10 protein-coding genes and 2 pseudogenes are annotated in these 16,132 nt (G+C 71.9%); 2 read left to right on the top strand and 10 right to left on the bottom strand.

The annotated features are described in order from the left end of the window. Positions 1-500 precede the first annotated feature (500 nt). From JKJ07_RS17770 to JKJ07_RS17750, 6 genes and pseudogenes are all read right to left on the bottom strand, one after another. Positions 501-851, bottom strand: coding sequence for a cytidine deaminase-like protein (locus JKJ07_RS17770; protein WP_202992712.1), 351 nt, complete (start codon positions 849-851; stop codon positions 501-503). Next, positions 844-2,163 (bottom strand): hemolysin family protein, encoded by a 1,320-nt coding sequence (locus tag JKJ07_RS17765; protein WP_438871425.1) that lies wholly within the window; start codon positions 2,161-2,163, stop codon positions 844-846. The genes JKJ07_RS17770 and JKJ07_RS17765 overlap by 8 nt, the downstream gene beginning before the upstream one ends. Before the next feature lie 56 nt (positions 2,164-2,219). Next, entirely contained in the window at positions 2,220-2,687 is a 468-nt protein-coding gene (gene ybeY / locus JKJ07_RS17760) for an rRNA maturation RNase YbeY (protein ID WP_184953150.1), read from the bottom strand. A 22-nt stretch (positions 2,688-2,709) separates the two neighbouring features. Further along, a pseudogene (locus JKJ07_RS49935) lies at positions 2,710-3,072 on the bottom strand (PhoH family protein); the annotation flags it as partial. Between the two features lie 1,074 nt (positions 3,073-4,146). Further along, positions 4,147-4,860 (bottom strand): annotated as a pseudogene (locus JKJ07_RS49930) (PhoH family protein); the annotation flags it as partial. Between the two features lie 153 nt (positions 4,861-5,013). Then, positions 5,014-6,393 (bottom strand): serine hydrolase domain-containing protein, encoded by a 1,380-nt coding sequence (locus tag JKJ07_RS17750; RefSeq protein ID WP_202992709.1) that lies wholly within the window; start codon positions 6,391-6,393, stop codon positions 5,014-5,016. Positions 6,394-6,477: 84 nt separating this feature from the next. On the opposite strand from JKJ07_RS17750, the gene JKJ07_RS17745 reads away from it, so the two are divergent. After that, on the top strand, positions 6,478-8,850 hold the full coding sequence (locus tag JKJ07_RS17745) for a beta-glucosidase family protein (protein ID WP_202992708.1): 2,373 nt from the start codon (positions 6,478-6,480) through the stop codon (positions 8,848-8,850). A 75-nt stretch (positions 8,851-8,925) separates the two neighbouring features. Here JKJ07_RS17745 and JKJ07_RS17740 read toward each other — a convergent pair whose 3' ends face one another. The 3 genes from JKJ07_RS17740 to JKJ07_RS17730 all read right to left on the bottom strand — a co-directional run bounded on the left by JKJ07_RS17740 (position 8,926) and on the right by JKJ07_RS17730 (position 14,476). Beyond that, complete coding sequence (locus JKJ07_RS17740; RefSeq protein WP_202992707.1) at positions 8,926-11,043, bottom strand: helix-turn-helix domain-containing protein; 2,118 nt, start codon at positions 11,041-11,043, stop codon at positions 8,926-8,928. 155 nt (positions 11,044-11,198) lie between these two features. Further along, positions 11,199-12,929, bottom strand: coding sequence for an ABC transporter ATP-binding protein (locus JKJ07_RS17735; protein WP_202992706.1), 1,731 nt, complete (start codon positions 12,927-12,929; stop codon positions 11,199-11,201). After that, positions 12,926-14,476 carry an ABC transporter transmembrane domain-containing protein gene (locus JKJ07_RS17730; protein WP_202992705.1) on the bottom strand — a complete coding sequence of 517 codons (1,551 nt, stop codon included), beginning with the start codon at positions 14,474-14,476 and terminating at the stop codon, positions 12,926-12,928. The genes JKJ07_RS17735 and JKJ07_RS17730 overlap by 4 nt, the downstream gene beginning before the upstream one ends. 164 nt (positions 14,477-14,640) lie before the next feature. Here JKJ07_RS17730 and JKJ07_RS17725 point away from each other — a divergent pair, with 164 nt between their 5' ends. Next, complete coding sequence (locus JKJ07_RS17725; protein WP_202992704.1) at positions 14,641-15,408, top strand: hypothetical protein; 768 nt, start codon at positions 14,641-14,643, stop codon at positions 15,406-15,408. Here JKJ07_RS17725 and JKJ07_RS17720 read toward each other — a convergent pair whose 3' ends face one another. After that, complete coding sequence (locus JKJ07_RS17720; RefSeq protein ID WP_202992703.1) at positions 15,409-16,131, bottom strand: 16S rRNA (uracil(1498)-N(3))-methyltransferase; 723 nt, start codon at positions 16,129-16,131, stop codon at positions 15,409-15,411. Between the last annotated feature and the right edge of the window lies 1 nt (position 16,132).

The following is a 16,132-nucleotide window of genomic DNA, read 5'->3' as shown; positions in this document are numbered from 1 at the left end:
CGCCCCGGCCACCGGCAGCACCGCGCGCGGCCCCGGCTCCGCCCCGGCCACCGGCCGCGTCCTCGGCCCGCCGGGCAGCACGCCGCTCCTGCCGACGGAGCTCGTTGCGCTCCCCCGCAGTCAACCGCCGCCCCTCCCCGGACGAGCCGGAAGCAGAGCTGTCAGAAGAGGAACGCGAACCTCGCTCCCCCGCCGAGCCCGAAAACGACGCTCGGTCACCGGCCAACCGCGAGGAAGAAGCCGAACGCGACGCTCGGTCAGCCACCGAACGCGAAGCCGAACCCGAACGCGACCCCCGATCACCCGTCGAACGCGCCGACCGATCATCCGCCGAACGCGACACCGAACCCGAACGCGAGGCCAGATCACCCGTCGAGCGGGAGGTGGAGGAGGAGCGGGAGGTGGCGGGGTTGGAGGGGGTGGAGCGGGGCTTGCTGTCGTCGTCGGTCATGCCACGCCGATCCCGTTCGTCGCGACAACGGCGAAGTGAATGCCGGGCCTCATGCGGTGACCGTGCCGCGGAGGGCGCCCGTCGGGTCGGCCACGTGGATCGGGGACGTCGGCGCCAGGTCGCGCACCGCGGCGTGCCCCTCGTTCTCCAGTTCGGCCGCCTCGGTGACCACCGCCGCCGCCTCGATCAGGGTGGCGCCGGACGACGCGGCCGACGCCACCGCCAGCTGCAGCGCGCTGACCGACAGGCTGGGCAGCGCCACCGTGGCCGCCGCATAGGTGCGGCCGTCCTGGTCGCGGACCGCCGCGCCCTCGGCCGCACCCACCCGGGCGCGGGCGCTCCGCGCCAGGGTGACCAGCTTGGTGTCCTCAGCGCTCAAGGCGGTGTCGGTCTCAGGCATCAGCGTGCTGTCTTTCCTCTGTCTCGGTGTCGGTGTCGTCAGTCGTGTCGGGCGTCTCGACCGGCTCGATCCGGCGCACCAGCACCGAGTCGATCCGGTTGCGGCGGCCGGTCGTGCCCTCGGCCACCAGGTGCAGACCGCCGACGTCGACCTGGGCGCCGGGGATCGGCACCCGGCCCAGCGTCTGCGCGAGCAGGCCGCCGACCGTCTCGACCTCGTCGGCCGGCAGCTCCACCCCGTAGATCTCGCCGAGATCCTCGATCGGGAGCCGGGCCGTGACCCGGACGGCGCCGTCCTCCAGGTGCTCGACCGGCGGGCGCTCGACGTCGTACTCGTCGGTGATCTCGCCGACGATCTCCTCGAGGATGTCCTCGATGGTGACCAGGCCGGCCGTGCCACCGTACTCGTCCACGACGATCACCACGTGGCTGCGGGCCGCCTGCATCTCGGAGAGCAGGTCGTCGACGGGCTTCGACTCGGGCACGAACGTCGCCGGGCGCATCAGGTCGGCCACCGCCTGCGCCGTCGACGCCGGGTCGCCGTTCTGCGTACGCCTGATGACGTCCTTGAGGTAGAGCACGCCGAGCACGTCGTCGACGCTCTCGCCGATCACCGGGATGCGCGAGAAGCCGGACCGCAGGAACAGGTAGAGCCCCTGCTGCAGCGTCTTCGGGGCCTCGATCCACACCATCTCGGTGCGCGGCACCATCACCTCGCGGGCGATCGTGTCACCCAGCGCGAACACCGAGTGGATCATCTCGCGCTCGCCGTGCTCGACGACGCCGCGCTGCTCGGCCAGGTCGACCAGCTCGCGCAGCTCGACCTGGCTGCCGAACGGCCCCTCGGGGAAGCCCTTGCCCGGCGTCACCGCGTTGCCGATGAGGATCAGCAGCGACGCCAGCGGGTTGAGCACCTTGCCGAGCCAGCGCACCAGCGGCGCGGCGGCACGACCCACCGCGTACGCGTGCTGGCGCCCCACTGTGCGCGGCGCGACACCGACCACGACGAAGCTGACCACGGTCATCGTGCCCGCGGTGACCAGCGCCGCCGTCCAGCCGATGCCCCAGCTGTCGACGGCCACCAGCGCGATCAGCGTCGTCGCGGTGAGCTCGCACAGCAGGCGCAGCAGCAGGAGCAGGTTGAGGTGGCGGACGACGTCGGAGGCGATCGCGGCCAGCGCCGAGGCGCCCCGCTCGCCCTCGCGGGCCATCTCGGCCGCGCGGGCCGTGGAGACCGAGCCCAAGGCGGCGTCGGCCATCGAGGCCAGGCCGGCCAGGAAGACCAGCGCGACGGCGACGACGATCAGCTGCACGTCCGGCAGGCCGGCGGAGGCCGCACCTGCCGCGAATGTATTGGCGGGGTCCACGGCTAGCCGGCCCGTCCGGCCCGCCAGCTCTGGAGGAGCCTGTTCTGCAGGGCGAACATCTCGCGCTCCTCCTCGGGTTCGGCGTGGTCGTAACCGAGCAGGTGCAGCGCACCGTGCACGGTCAGCAGGTGCAGCTCGTCGGCAGCCGAGTGACCGGCCGCGGCGGCCTGCTTCGCGGCCACCTCGGGGGCGAGCACGATGTCGCCGAGCAGCGCCGGCTCCCCCGTGCCCGCCTCGCCGGGACCGTGGTCGACGCTGCCCTCGTCCATCGGGAACGCGAGCACGTCGGTCGGGCCGTCACCACCCATCCAGCGATGGTTGAGCTCGGCCATGTAGTCGATGTCGACGAGCAGGATCGACAGCTCGGCGAGCGGGTTGACCCCCATCTCGTCGAGGGCGTGCCGGGCCACCGCGAGGATCGCGTCGGTGTCGACCTCGACTCCCGACTCGTTGGCGATCTCGATGGACATAGCGGTGCGATTACCCCTTGATTCAGCGCCTACGCCCGGGACGGCCACCGCTGGCGGCACGACCGGGGACGGCGTGGACGGATTGTGTGGCGGCCTGCTCCTGATCGGCGTCGTACCGCGCGTACGCATCGACGATCTCGGCGACCAGCCGGTGACGGACGACGTCGGAGCTGGACAGCTCGGCGAAGTGCACGTCCTCGACATTCTGCAGGATCTCACGAACGATCTTGAGACCGCTGGTCGTGCCGCCCGGCAGGTCGACCTGCGTGACGTCACCGGTGACCACGATCTTGGCCCCGAACCCCAGCCGCGTCAGAAACATCTTCATCTGCTCGGGAGTCGTGTTCTGCGCCTCGTCAAGAATGATGAACGCGTCGTTGAGGGTGTTGTGGGTGACGATCAGGTCGTCGGTCACGTAGAGCGAGTCCTCGGCCGCGACCTGGATGCAGACGGTCTCGGTCTCGCCCTCGGGCTCGATCGAGTGGATGAACCGCATCGGACGCCCGCTGCCGGCCAGGGCGTACGTCTCGCGCTTGCGCTCCAGCCGGAACGGCTCCACGGTCTCGGGCAGCCGGATCTCCAGCACGTACGCATCGTGCCGGTATTCGACCGGACGCCCCTTGGCCAGGCCCGGCTTGCGACCGGCGGCCGGCCTCGCCCGCCAGGTGACTGTGCCGCCGAGTGAGCGGACCAGGAAGATCACGTCGTCGCGGAGCCGCTCGGAGCAGGTCGTGTATTGCACGCGGCACGTGCGACCGGCCTGCGTGACCGGCCCGCCGTCGTTGTCGAGCAGGCCCTGCAGCATTGCGAGGCGCACCGCGGCGCTGTTCATCAGGTAGCGCTCCGGTACGAACTTGGTGTCCGACCGGGTACCGGCCAGTTCCAGCTCGCGGAGCACGGCGGTGACCGGGTTGGCGGTGATCACCCCGCCGCGGCCGCCTTCCGACCGCCGCAGGATGTAGTCGACCTCCGTCTTCCGGGACAACGTGATCCCGGGCAGGGCCGCGTCGAGCGCCTCGGCCAGCTCGGGGTCGTTGGTCGCGAACGACGGCGTGGTCGCCGTAGTCAGGCAGCCGTCACCGAGTAACAGACCCAGCGCGTACGGGTCCATCGGCACGTCCTGCGGAACGAACTCCACCGCGTCGACCAGCGGAAGCTGATACCGGTGGACGGCGCCGCGGCGCAGCTTGCCGATCATGTCCTGCGTCTGCAGCACCCGCGCGGGACGACCGTGGCTCCGGTCGTCGACTGTGCGAACCGTCCAGAGGTGCTCGCCGCAGGCCAGCGTCGACGCACCGTCCTGCGTCGTCACCCGATAGACCTGCTTCTTCCCCTGGGGGAAGACGCCGAGCACGGGTGTGGGCAGTCCGTCCGAGCCCACGACCAGGTCGCCGACTTGCAGCTCGCCGATCTGCCGCCAGCCGTCCGGAGTCAGCACGTTGGCCGTGAGTGGTTGCGCGCGACCCCGCATGTAGGCCAGGGGGGCGACCTCGATCGTGCCCGCGGCCATCAGGCGGGGGATCGACTCGGGGTCGAGCATGTCGTGCAGCGCGTCGTAGAGCGGGCGCAGGTAGGGGTCGATCTTTTCGTTGAGCGTGCCGGGCAGGAAGCCCAGCCGCTCGCCGGCCTCGACCGCGGGGCGGGTCAGGATGATGCGGCTGACCTGCTTGGCCGTCAGGGCCTGGACGGCCTTGGCCATCGCCAGATACGTCTTGCCCGTGCCCGCGGGGCCGATGCCGAAGACGATCGTGTTCTCGTCGATGGCGTCGACGTAGCGCTTCTGACCCAGGGTCTTGGGCCGGATCGTCTTGCCGCGCCGGGACAGGATGTTGAGGGTGAGGACCTCGGCGGGCCGTTCGGCCGTCGCGTCCTCGAGCATGGCCGCGGTGCGGCGCACGGAGTCGACGCTGAGCGTCTCGCCCCGCTCGATGAGCTCGATCAGCTCGGAGAAGAGGCGTTCGGCGGTGGCGTTCTCGGCCGGGTCACCGGTGATGGTGATCTCGTTGCCGCGCACGTGCACGTCACTGGCGAGAGTTCGCTCGATGAGCCGCAGGATCTCGTCCTTGGCACCCAGCAGGTTCACCATGATCTTCGGGTCGGAAACCGAGATCTTGGTCTGCACCCGCGCCGCGCCGTCGGAGCCTGCGCTGGAAGGGTTCGGCGTACCGGTCATAGGGCGGCCCTGAGGGCCTCCGCCACCTGCTCTCACACTCTTCGTCGCCCGGGGTGGACGGCGTACTGAAGGATCGGCCCATCGTATCCGCTCCGCCGTCCCAACGCCGATGCCATTATCGCCGGAAATGGGACGGCCTCACTCACGCGTGATTCATGAATAACCGTCGGAGGCCAAGCCACCGTCGAAGCCCTCCTGCGCCCGGGTCACGCGATAGGTCGCCCAGTGCATCCGGACGACGGCACCCGACTCGTCGCGGGTCAGCCGCAGCAGCTCCCCCGTCTCGCGCCCGCTGACCGTACGCAGCACGTCCGCCTGCCCCGGGACCGGCTCGAAGATCGACGGCGGCGAGTCGACCGGCAGCTCGGCCAGCTTGGCCCGCAGCGCCCCGTCGTGCCAGGAGAAGACGAACGGGGTGCCTTCGCTGTACCAGTGGCCCAGGATCGACCGGTACTCCCGCGGCGCCGGAGCGGCGATCGTCCACGGCTTGATGTCGGCCGGGTCCAGCTCGACGGCGAGCCGGAGCAGCTCGTGCACGACGTCGCCGATCACCCGCGAGGTGCCGGACGACCCGAGCACCGCCGCGCCGAGCCCGTCCGGCACGCCTTCCCCACCCCGCCGCCCGTACGCGGAGGCCAGGAACCCCGGCATCGCGCCGTCGTGCCCGACGTGGGTGGCCCAGCGCGACTGCGGCTCGATGATCAGGCCGAGCCCGAAGCCGGCCTGCCAGACCGAGTCGTGCGTCACCGTGGCCGGGAAGCGCATCTCGTCGACGGTCGACGCGCCCAGCACCTTGCCGTCCGGGTCGACGGTGGCCGGGTGGGCCAGGAAGGCGCCCCAGGTGGCCATGTCGCCCGCGGTGCTCCACAGCTGGGCGGCCGGGCCGACCCCGCCCAGGTCGGTTTGCGGCTCGGGGCGGGCCGCGTCGGAGAAGTCGTCCACCACGTAGCCGACCGCGGACTGCGCCGGCGGGTTCAGCGTGGTCGCGGTCAGCCCCAGCGGCCCCAGCACCCGGTCGGCCACGATCTCGGCCCAGGTGCCGCCGCGCAGCTTGGCGACGAGCTGGCCGAGCACGGCGAACCCGAGGTTGGAGTAGTGGTAGCGGCGGGCGTTGGGCAGCACCCGCTCGGCCCGGTCGAGCTGCGCCAGCACCTCGGTGGCGTCGGGCGCCCGCAGCGTGTCCCAGATGTCCCCGTACGGCTCCCGCTGGAACCCGGAGGTGTGCGACAGCAGCCGCCGGATCAGGGCGTCGCCGTGCGCCGGCACGGGCAGGTGCTTGGCGATCGGGTCGTCGAGGTCGAGCAGCCCCTCGTCGCGGCACTGCAGCACGAGCACGGCGGTGAAGGTCTTGGTGATCGACCCGATCCGGAACCGGGTGTCGGCGCCCAGCGGATGATCGGGGTTGCCGGAGTCACCGACGGTGAACACCCACGGCTCACGGTCGGCCCGGTGCAGGGCCACCGAGATCGCCGGGACGCGACCGTCGGCCTGGGCCTTGCGGACGACCCGCTCGTAGCGGGCGGAGGCGGTCACCGGACGGCCGGGGTCAGGCAGTGGTTCTCCATCCTGGCGATCTTAAGGTGGGCACCGACAGGCATTGAGGATGGGAGCGCTTCCATGACGGATGTCGAGCACCTGATCGCGCGGTTGACCCTCGAGGAGAAGGTGTCACTGCTCGCCGGCCAGGACTTCTGGTCGTTGCCGGCGATCGAGCGGATCGGGTTGCGCTCGCTGGTGATGTCGGACGGGCCGATCGGCGTACGGGGGGTGGGTTGGGCTCCCGACGACCCGTCGATCGCGCTGCCGAGCCCGACCGCGCTCGCGGCGGCGTGGGACGTGGAGCTGGCCGAGCGGGCCGGGCAGCTGCTGGGGCAGGAGTCGCGCCGCAAGGGTGTGCACCTGCTGCTCGGGCCCACGGTGAACCTGCAGCGCACCCCGCTGGGCGGCCGCCACTTCGAGTGCTACTCCGAGGACCCGCTGCTCAGCGGCGAGATCGCGGTCGGTTTCGTGCGCGGGGTGCAGCGGCACGGCGTCGGCACGACGGTCAAGCACCTGGTCGGCAACGACTTCGAGACCGACCGGATGGAGGTCGACGTCCGGATCGGCGAGCGGGCGCTGCGCGAGATCTATCTGGCGCCGTTCGAGCGGGTCGTCGAGTCGGGCGGCTGGGGCGTGATGAGCGCCTACAACGGGGTGAACGGGCACTCGATGGCCCAGAACGGCCGGATCCAGGACGAGATCCTCAAGCGCGAGTGGGGCTTCGACGGGGTGGTGGTGTCGGACTGGCGGGCCGCGCGCTCGACGACCGGCGCCGCGCTGGGCGGGCTGGACATCGCGATGCCGGCGCTGGAGAGCCCGTGGGGCGAGAAGCTTGTCTCCGCCGTACGGGCTGGGGAAGTGCCCGAGGAATCGATCGACGACAAGGTGCGCCGGGTGCTGCGCCTGGCTCAGCGGGTCGGCGTGCTCGACGGTGGCCCGGCCGTGACACCCCCGGCGGAGCTGGACGGTGACGCGATCGCCCGCGAGGTCGCGGCCCGGTCGTTCGTGCTGGTGCGCAACGAGAACTACACGCTTCCGCTGGAGCCGGCCGCGCTGACCAAGGTGGCCGTGATCGGCGCGCTGGCGACCGACGCCCGGGTGCTCGGCGGCGGCAGCGCCCAGGTCTCCCCGCCGCACGTGATCTCCCCGCTGACCGGGCTCGAGCTGGCGCTGTCGGGTGTGGACGTCGAATACGCGGTCGGCGCCGACCCGCGCCCGTTCCTGCCCGCCGCGCACGGCCCCGGCTGGGCCCCCACCACGGCGACCGTCGGCAGTCACACCCTCGAGCTCGAGACGACCGCGCTGCGCTGGATCGGCTCGCTGCCCGGCGGTCTCGACCCGGCCGACGTCGAGGAGATCCGCCTCGAGACCACGTTCACCCCGCTCGAGGGCGGCGAGCACACGTTCGCGGTCTCCGGATTCGGCACCTTCGAGCTGCTTGTCAACGGCACCTCGCTGTACGAGGGCACCCTGCACCCGCCGGGCGCCACCCGCGCCGACCTGCTGCTGTCCCCGCGCGAGCAGCGGGTCACGGCGACGCTGGAGGCCGGCGTGGCGGTGCCGGTCGTGCTGCGGCAGACGATCGCCCGCGGCCTGGCCCACACGGTGTCGAGCACGCTGGGTCACCGCCCGCCCGGCCCCGACGCCGACGGCCTGATCGCCGAGGCGGTCGAGCTGGCCGCGGGCGCCGACGTGGCCGTGATCGTCGTGGGCACCACCGAGCAGGTCGAGTCCGAAGGCTTCGACCGTACGTCGCTGGCCCTGCCCGGCCGCCAGGACGAGCTGGTGTCGAGGGTCGCCGCGGCCAACCCCCGTACGGTCGTGGTCGTCAACGCCGGCTCCCCCGTGCTCATGCCCTGGTCGGACGAGGTCGCCGCGACGCTGCTGACCTGGTTCCCCGGCCAGGAGGCGGGGGCCGCCCTGGCCGACGTGCTGCTCGGAACAACCGAACCCGGCGGCCGGCTGCCCACCACGTGGCCCCGCCGCGAGGAGGACTGCCCGGTGCTCGCGATCGAGCCGCGCGACGGCGTGGTGACGTACGAGGAAGGGGTCTTTGTGGGTTATCGGGGGTGGCTGCGCTCGGGGGTCGCGCCGCTCTACGCGTTCGGCCACGGCCACGGCTACACGACGTGGCAGTACGACGAGATGACCGTCACCGAGACCGAGGCCGTGATCACGCTGACCAACACGGGCGCCCGGTCCGGTCGCGAGGTCGTGCAGCTCTACGTCGGACCGTCGCCGGTAGACCCGTCGCGGCCGGAACGCTGGCTGGCCGGCTTCGAGAACGTCGAGGCCCTGCCTTCGGAGACGGTGACCGTCCGGATCCCGCTGCCGCCCCGCACGTTCGAGATCTGGGAGAACGACAGCTGGGCGCGCCGCCCGGGCGACTACCGCGTAATCGCCGCCCACGCCCTCGACGACCCCCGCCTCACCGCCAAGCTGACCGTATAGAACCTGGACGGTCGCGAGATCGGCCCTGCCTCACCGCAGGGCCGATCGACCGCCTCGGCGGCCTTCCGAACCGCCTCAACTCTGCTCGAAGATCGCCTCCACACGTTCCAGCAACACCCGCCACTCGCGGTCCAGAAACGTACCGAGCTGCCGTTCGAGCTCTTGCCTGGACGTCTCCTCGAACCAGGCCCGGTTTCGCTGCAAGACACGCTTGACGTAGCCGGAGCCACCGCCCCACTCGTTGGCGTTGTCGATCCAGAACTGCGCAGCCGTACGAAGCTGGTTCCGGTAGAGACTCAGACCGTTGAGTTGCACCTTTCGCAGCAGATCCTCGTAGGCCGCAGCCATCAGCCGGTTCGCCTGGAACAGCAGCTCGCGCGCCTCGGGCATGGACTCCGACAACGTGTCGCACACGCCGGAGAACTCGGTGACCGACTCTTGCAGAGAGAGGACCGCGAGCCTCCGAGCGCCGTGACCGAGCTGGTGCGAGTAGCTCAGGGAGCGCCACTCACCGTTGCGGCGGATCGTCGCGTTGACCGTGCTCGCATGGGCCCGGCTGATCTCGCCGAGCAGCGCATCGTGGATGTGGCCGGCAATCGGCTTCGGTGACGGGTGGAGCTTGATCCAGCTCGCCATGTGCTTTCCGGCCGCACGCTGCACCGCGCGCACCTGCTCACGGGCGGCGTTGTCCAGCAACGACTGTGTCCGCGCAAGCACCTCGTTCAGCTGACTGCGAAACTCGGCTCGCGTACGACGAACTTGCTCACGCAAGAAATCTCGCAGCAGATCGGCGTCGTCCTCGCGGGAGTTGAAGAACAGCGTGGGGGCGTCGCCGAGACGGTACGGCGCCAGCGCGGTGCTGACCTGCTCACCCTTCAGCTCGTACCCTTCCTCGCTTGTCATGACGCCGACGCCGGTCTCGTCCTTGACTGCCATCGCCTCGTCCGGCCGGGCAAGGACCAGCAGGCCCGCATTTGTGTCGATCTGCGGGTTATTGATCTCCCGAGCCCGCCGCAGCAGGTGCTGGATCGATTGGGACGGCGCGTCATTGAATCCCGAGCAAAGGATCGACACAGTGTGCGGATCCTCGAGCAGCGCCTCAAGGTCTGCCCGGGCCAGGGGTTGGTCGATACCGCGAGTGTCGATGATTCCGATGTCGAGATCGTCGATCTCGATCAAGGCGGGAACGACGATGTCGATCCGGCTCGGTAGTGAGAACTCAGGATGCCGACCGTTGTTGATGGCCTCGAAGGTCTGACGCAGCCATTCGAGCGGCGTCGCCGAAGTCGACGCGCTGTGCCACGCGTCGCGCCGGTCGCGCCGGTGCAGGGCCATACGTGCCAGCACCTCCACCGCGAGATCACGCCGGTCGGGGAACTCGGCAGCTAGTTCCTTCGCCGGGTCGGTCCGGATCGACTTGCCATCGGGCCCCTTTGTGCGCTTCTGCGTCAGGCCGGCCATGTTGCGGATCGCCCGCTCCAACTCCCGAGGGACGGCCGCGGTGATCTCCTCTTCCTCGGCCGGCGCGCTGCCTTGCAGTATCTGGTCGACGAAGTCGTCGACGTCGGAGCGGATCTCGTCCAGCGGCCGGGGCTCGACCTTGATGCCGTAACCCGGTCCGCGACCCAGCCCCACCTCGCACAGCGTGATGCCACCGGCGCCCGTCTCCAATACCGAAAACGTGCGACCCTGCGCATTTGTGACCTCGAGGCCGGTCGACCGGCAGATCGCGGTCGACTTGCCGATGCCAATGCTGCCGATGAACGCGATTTGGTGCTCGCGGCGCAGGAGGAGCTGCGCCAGCCGCTCCACGTCCTTGACGTACTCGTCGAGGCGGGCGCGGAATGCGGGATGCGCCTCGGCCCCCGAGCCGGCGGTGACCAGCCCGGCCACCATCTCCTCGGCGCGCCAGAGCAGCTGCTGGTCCGGGTGGTCAAGCGGCGGCCGCGGCAGGTGCCGCCAGTTACGCGCGAGGACCGCGGCGAGTTCTGCTGCGTCGTCGGTGCCGATCGCCGCCAGCAGCGCCTTCAGCTCATCATCGGACACGGTACGGTCGCCGGCCTCGACCCGCGACAGAACGGCCTGACTCCAAGTCACTCTGCGAGCCAGGTCGGCCTGCTTCAGCCCGACTCGCTCGCGCAGCTGCGCGAGGCGATGCCCCACCTCAACATCGCCGACATCCTCGCTGCCCATGGCTACCCCTCTCCGCTGCCCAAGACAAGCTTGCGGCAACGTTTCCGGAATAACAAGAATGCATTCTGCGCGTAGGCGAATTCATTCCATCTTTCTCGTGAGTATCCTGATGTGGGGCCGCACGGCCGGCCGAACCCCTCCGTAACGCGGCTCCTCTAGGAGCGGGACTGCCACGCCGTCCAGAGCGTCGCGTAGCGACCGCCCGCTCCCACCAGCTGCTCGTGCGTCCCCTCCTCCAACACCGCCCCGTGCTCGAGCACCACGATCCGATCCGCCCCCGCCGCCTGCGTCAGCCGGTGGGCCACCAGCAGTGTCGTCCGCCCCTTGGTAGCCGCCAGCGCCGACTCTTCCAAATCCCGAGCCCCCGCGCTCCCCGCCTCCGCCGTAGCTTCGTCCAGCACCGCCACCGCCGGGTCGAGCAGCACCAGCCGCGCCAGCGCCAGTTGCTGGGCCTGGGCCGCCGTCAGCGGATGCCCTCCCTCGCCCACCACCGTGTCCAGCCCGTTCGGCAACCCCCGAGCCCAGTCCAGCGCCCCCACCCTTTCCAACGCCCCTTCCGCCGCCTCGACCGTCGCCCCCGGGTCGGCCAGCCGCAGGTCTTCGATCAGCGGCCCGGCGAACACGTGCGTCTCCTGGCTGATGATGGCCACGATCCCCGGCGCGAGCTGGTCGACCGGCACCCCGCCCACGGTGGCCGTTCCGCTCGCGGGGCGCAGGATCCCGGCCGCGATCGAGGCGACCGTCGTCTTGCCGGCCCCGGTCGAGCCGACCAGCGCGACCCGCTCCCCCGGCTCGACCCGCAGGTTGATGCCGCGCAGCACGGGCACCTCGTCGTCGTAGCCGAAGGTCACCTCGCGCAACGCCAGGTCGGCGCGCGTGGGCGTACGGGTGCCTGCCGGGGGCACCGGGAGCGTGCCCACGCCGACCAGCCGGGCCAGTCCGGCGCCGGCCGCCTGGATCTCGTCGAGCGTGAACAGGATCATCGAGACGGGGTTGAACAGCCGGTGGAACAGCACCGCGGCCGCGGCCGTCTCGCCGACCGTGACACCCGAGCCCGTACGCACGTAGCAGAACCCGGCGACCAGGATCGTCGCCAGGCCCAGCAGCTCGGCCCGGCTGATCCGGCCGACGAACCGGGTGAACAGCGCGAACACGCCGACCGAGAGGTCCCGGGCGCGGGCCGAGGCGTCGTCGATGGCGTCCAGGTGCCGGCCCTCCAGCCGATACGCGTGGACCGTGCGCACGCCCTGCAGGCTCTCCATCAGCAGCTGGGAGCGGGCGCCGACCGCGGCCCGCTCGGCGGCGTAGATCGGCGCCGATCGGGGCAGATACCAGCGCAGCGCGAGCAGGTAGGTGGGCATGACGGCGAGCCCGGCCACGCCGAGCCGCCAGTCCAGGCCGAACATCGCGGTCACGCTGAGCACGGCCAGGAACAGCGCCGAGATGACGGTCGGCAACACCTCGGCCGCGGCCGCGCCGACCGCGGCCACGTCGGCGCCGACCCGGGCCAGCAGGTCGCCGCGCCCGGCCCGGTCGAGGGTGTGTGCGGGCAGCCGCAGCGCGACCCCGACGGTCTGTTCGCGCAGGCTGGCCAGGATCCGTTCGCCGAGCCGGGTCACCAGGGTGGTGGTGGCGCCGGCGGCGACCCCGCCGAGCAGGGCGATCGCGGTGACGAGCACGCTGATCGGCAGCAGCGCGGCCGAGGCGGCGCCGTCGCGCACGAGGTCGACGAGCATCCCGAGCGCGGTGACCGGCACGACCGAGGCCCCGGCCGCGCCGAGCCCGGTGGCGACGGTGAACGCGACCTCGGCCCGGCGCGATCGCAGCTGCCGGCACAGCCAGCCCCACGTCTGCCGCGGGGTCGCCACCGGTAACGCATGGCTCACCGCAGCACCGCCGTCCGGTAGTTCTCGTCGGTCGCGGCCAGCGAGGCGTGCGTGCCGGTGGCCACGACCTCGCCGTCGCGCAGCACGACGACCCGGTCGGTGATCGCCAGCAGGGCCGGCGAGGTGGTGACCAGCAGGGTGCCCAGGGTCGAGCCGGGGCCGTGCCGCAGGGCGCGGATGCCGCGCGCGATGGCCTGTTCGGTCACCGCGTCGACCGCCGTGGTCGGCTCGTGCAGCACCAGCAGCCGGGGGCAGGCGAGCAGGGCGCGGGCCAGGGCGAGCCGTTGCCGTTGCCCGCCCGAGAGGGCCGCGCCGCGGTCGGCGATCGCGTGGTCCAGCCCGTCCGGGTGGGCCGCCACCACGTCGTCGGCCGCGGCGGCGCGCAGCACCGCGGGCAGCGACTCCTCGGCCGCGTCGATCAGGTTGTCCCGTATCGTGCCGGTGAACAGCTCGGGCAGGTGCGGCGCGACCAGCACGTCGGGCGAGCCGTCGTCGAACAGGGCCACCAGGGCGCCGGCGTCCGGCGCGGCCACCACTCCGACACACTCACCCCGTACGGGGGGAATGGGGTTGTCGCCCGTGGGTGGCTCGGCGGGCACCAGGTCGAGCACGGCCTGGATGCGTCCGGCCGACGCGCGGGACGAGGCGAACCAGCCCGCCGCGGCCGAGAGGGTGGCGAACGGCTCGCCCAGGAAAGCGGCCAGGCCGATCACGGTCACCAGCTCACCCGCGGAGATCCGGCCGGTCAGCGCGAACCAGCCCGCCAGGATCGCGATGCCGCAGGCCACCAGCGTGCTGACGGTGTCGGAGGCGGCCTGGAACCAGCCCAGCGTCTTCGCGGCCCGCAGGGTGGCGCCGAGCGACTCGCGGCTGACCTCGCGATAGCGGCGGGCGGCGGCCTCCTGCGCCCCGATCCCCCGCAGCGGCCGCAGCCCGGTGACCAGGTCGGTGGCGACTGACGCGGCCCGGCCCGCGACCTCCTGCCGGGTGGTGATCCGCCGGGTGATCCGGGGGGCCGCGCGTTGCAGGCCGACCAGCACGACCGGGGTGCCGATCAGCACGACCAGGCCCAGCGGCACCGAGATGACGAACAGCCCGACCGCGCTGATGGCCGTGGCGACCAGCGCGCCGAACAGCCGCGGCAGATAGTCGAGCAGATACGAGGTGGTGTCGGCGTCGGTGGCCGAGATCGTGAGCACGTCGCCGGTGCGCACCTCGGTCCGCGGGTCGAGCACCTTGGCCGCCACCTCGAGCCGCAGCCGGTGGGCCTCGTCGGCGATCGCGCGCATGAGCTGCCGGGCGCCGGTGCGGTAGGCCACCGTGAGGAGCAGGAAGAGGGCGCCCAGGACGCCGACCCAGAGGACCAGCATGCACAGGTCCTGGGTGGCGACCGCGCGGTCGACGATGACGCCGATCAGGATCGGGACGACCGCCTCGCAGCCCTGATGCACCCCGCTCAGCAGGCTGCCGGACACGACTCGGCGATGGCTGCGGCGCAGCGCCCGCCAGAGAAGATTCACGCCCGGCCCGCGTGCATCGACAGTCATCAACTACCGACCTTGGCGTGCGGAAACCGTGGGATCAAGACCCGTGACTCTGTGTGATATACGCCATTCTCACGGATAGTAATTTCAGACTACAGTGTGATCCGTCCGATTCTCCCGGTTCGCCCGCCAGGGCTTCCCGGAATGTCACCGAGAGTAGCTGATCCATGACCTACGACCTCGAGGCTTCCGTCCTGCGGCGCCGGACCGCGGCCGCGCTGGCCGCGCACCCCGGCACAGGCCGGTTCGCCGCCCTCGCCGTCGCCTCGTCCGACCCGCTGGCCGACGTCGCCCGCACCGTCGAGCGCCAACTTCGCGAGACCGCGAACGACTACGAGAGCCAGAGCCTGTTCCTCCTCGTGCTCGACCGCGAGACGGGCCTGCCCGCCGGGGTCGGCCGGGTCGTCGAGGGCGGCGGCCGGACGCTCGACGACGCCCCCGACCGCATCGGCCGCGACCTGTCGGTCATCGTCGAGGCCCACGGCCTGCACGACGGCGGCAAGCTCTGGGAGCTGGCCACCCTCGCGGCGCTCGACGACACCGCGGGCCCGCTGCTCCACCGCACCCTGCTGCAGGCCGGGCAGCGCGCCGGCGTCCGGCACGTGGTCGCCCTGCTCGACGAGCGCACCCACGCCGACCTCACGCTGCTCGGCATCCCGTTCGAAGCGCTGGCCGGGTCCGAGCCGGCCGCGCGGGCCGTATACGTGCCGTTCGCCGCACTGGAGCCTGCGATCGCGGCCCAGGCCCGCCGCCTGAGCCGCCCGGTCGGCCCGTTCGCCGGCGAGCTCAAGGCCCGGGGCCTGCGCCGCCTGCTGACCCGCCGGGCCGCCGCCCGCGTCTGCGACCAGGTCGCCACCGGCGCCGGCCTCGACGAGCACATCCAGCTGCCGGGCCTGGAGCGCCGCCGCTACCGCAGCCTCAAGACCAAGCGCTGATCACCAGCGACCCAGCCGGGCCGACAGCACCGACAACGCCGCCACGCCCGCCGTCGAGGTGCGCAGAACCTCGCGCCCCAGCCGGACCGGCGTCGCCCGATCGAAGGCGGCCAGCTCGGCGTCGCTGATCCCGCCCTCCGGCCCCACCACCAGCACGATCTCCCCCGATGCGGGCAGCGGCACCGTGGTCAGCCGCTCGGTCGCCTCCTCGTGCAGCACGAAGGCGGACGCCCCGAGCCGCGCCGCCACCTGCTTGGTCGAGCAGTCCGGATCGCCGCCGACCACCGGCAGCCAGGGCCGCCGGGCCTGCTTGGCCGCCTCGCGCGCGGTCGCGGCCCACTTGTCGCGCGCCTTGAACCCGCGGTCGCCGCGCCACTGGGCCACCGACCGCGACGCCGCCCAGGGCAGGATCTCGTCCACACCGATCTCGGTCATCGCCTGCACGGCCAGCTCGCCCCGGTCGCCCTTGGCGATGCCCTGCACGACCACCAGCCGCGGGTCGGGCGCGGGCACCACCGACCGGGCGCCGAGCGAGACCGAGACTGTGCCCTTGCCGACCGAGTCGACCTGGCCGGTGGCGAGCGTGCCCCGGCCGTCGCTCAGCAGCAGGGTCTCGCCGGCGCGCAGGCGCTGCACGGTGGCGGCGTGATGCCCCTCGGGGCCGTCGAGCACGAACGAGTCGCCGGCGGGCAGGGCGTCGACCAGGAACATCGGGGCGGACACC

Origin of the sequence: Paractinoplanes lichenicola (assembly GCF_016785085.1) — a bacterium.
GTDB lineage: Bacteria > Actinomycetota > Actinomycetes > Mycobacteriales > Micromonosporaceae > Actinoplanes > Actinoplanes lichenicola.
This window is presented reverse-complemented; position numbering and strand designations above follow the sequence as displayed.

What these genes read in the sequence shown, in the direction of transcription:
- JKJ07_RS17745 (WP_202992708.1), top strand. Translation starts at nt 6,478, where the DNA reads ATGACGGATGTCGAGCACCTGATCGCGCGGTTGACCCTCGAGGAGAAG.
- JKJ07_RS17740 (WP_202992707.1), bottom strand. Translation starts at nt 11,043, where the DNA reads ATGGGCAGCGAGGATGTCGGCGATGTTGAGGTGGGGCATCGCCTCGCG.
- JKJ07_RS17725 (WP_202992704.1), top strand. Translation starts at nt 14,641, where the DNA reads ATGACCTACGACCTCGAGGCTTCCGTCCTGCGGCGCCGGACCGCGGCC.
- JKJ07_RS17730 (WP_202992705.1), bottom strand. Translation starts at nt 14,476, where the DNA reads ATGACTGTCGATGCACGCGGGCCGGGCGTGAATCTTCTCTGGCGGGCG.
- ybeY (WP_184953150.1), bottom strand. Translation starts at nt 2,687, where the DNA reads ATGTCCATCGAGATCGCCAACGAGTCGGGAGTCGAGGTCGACACCGAC.
- JKJ07_RS17770 (WP_202992712.1), bottom strand. Translation starts at nt 851, where the DNA reads ATGCCTGAGACCGACACCGCCTTGAGCGCTGAGGACACCAAGCTGGTC.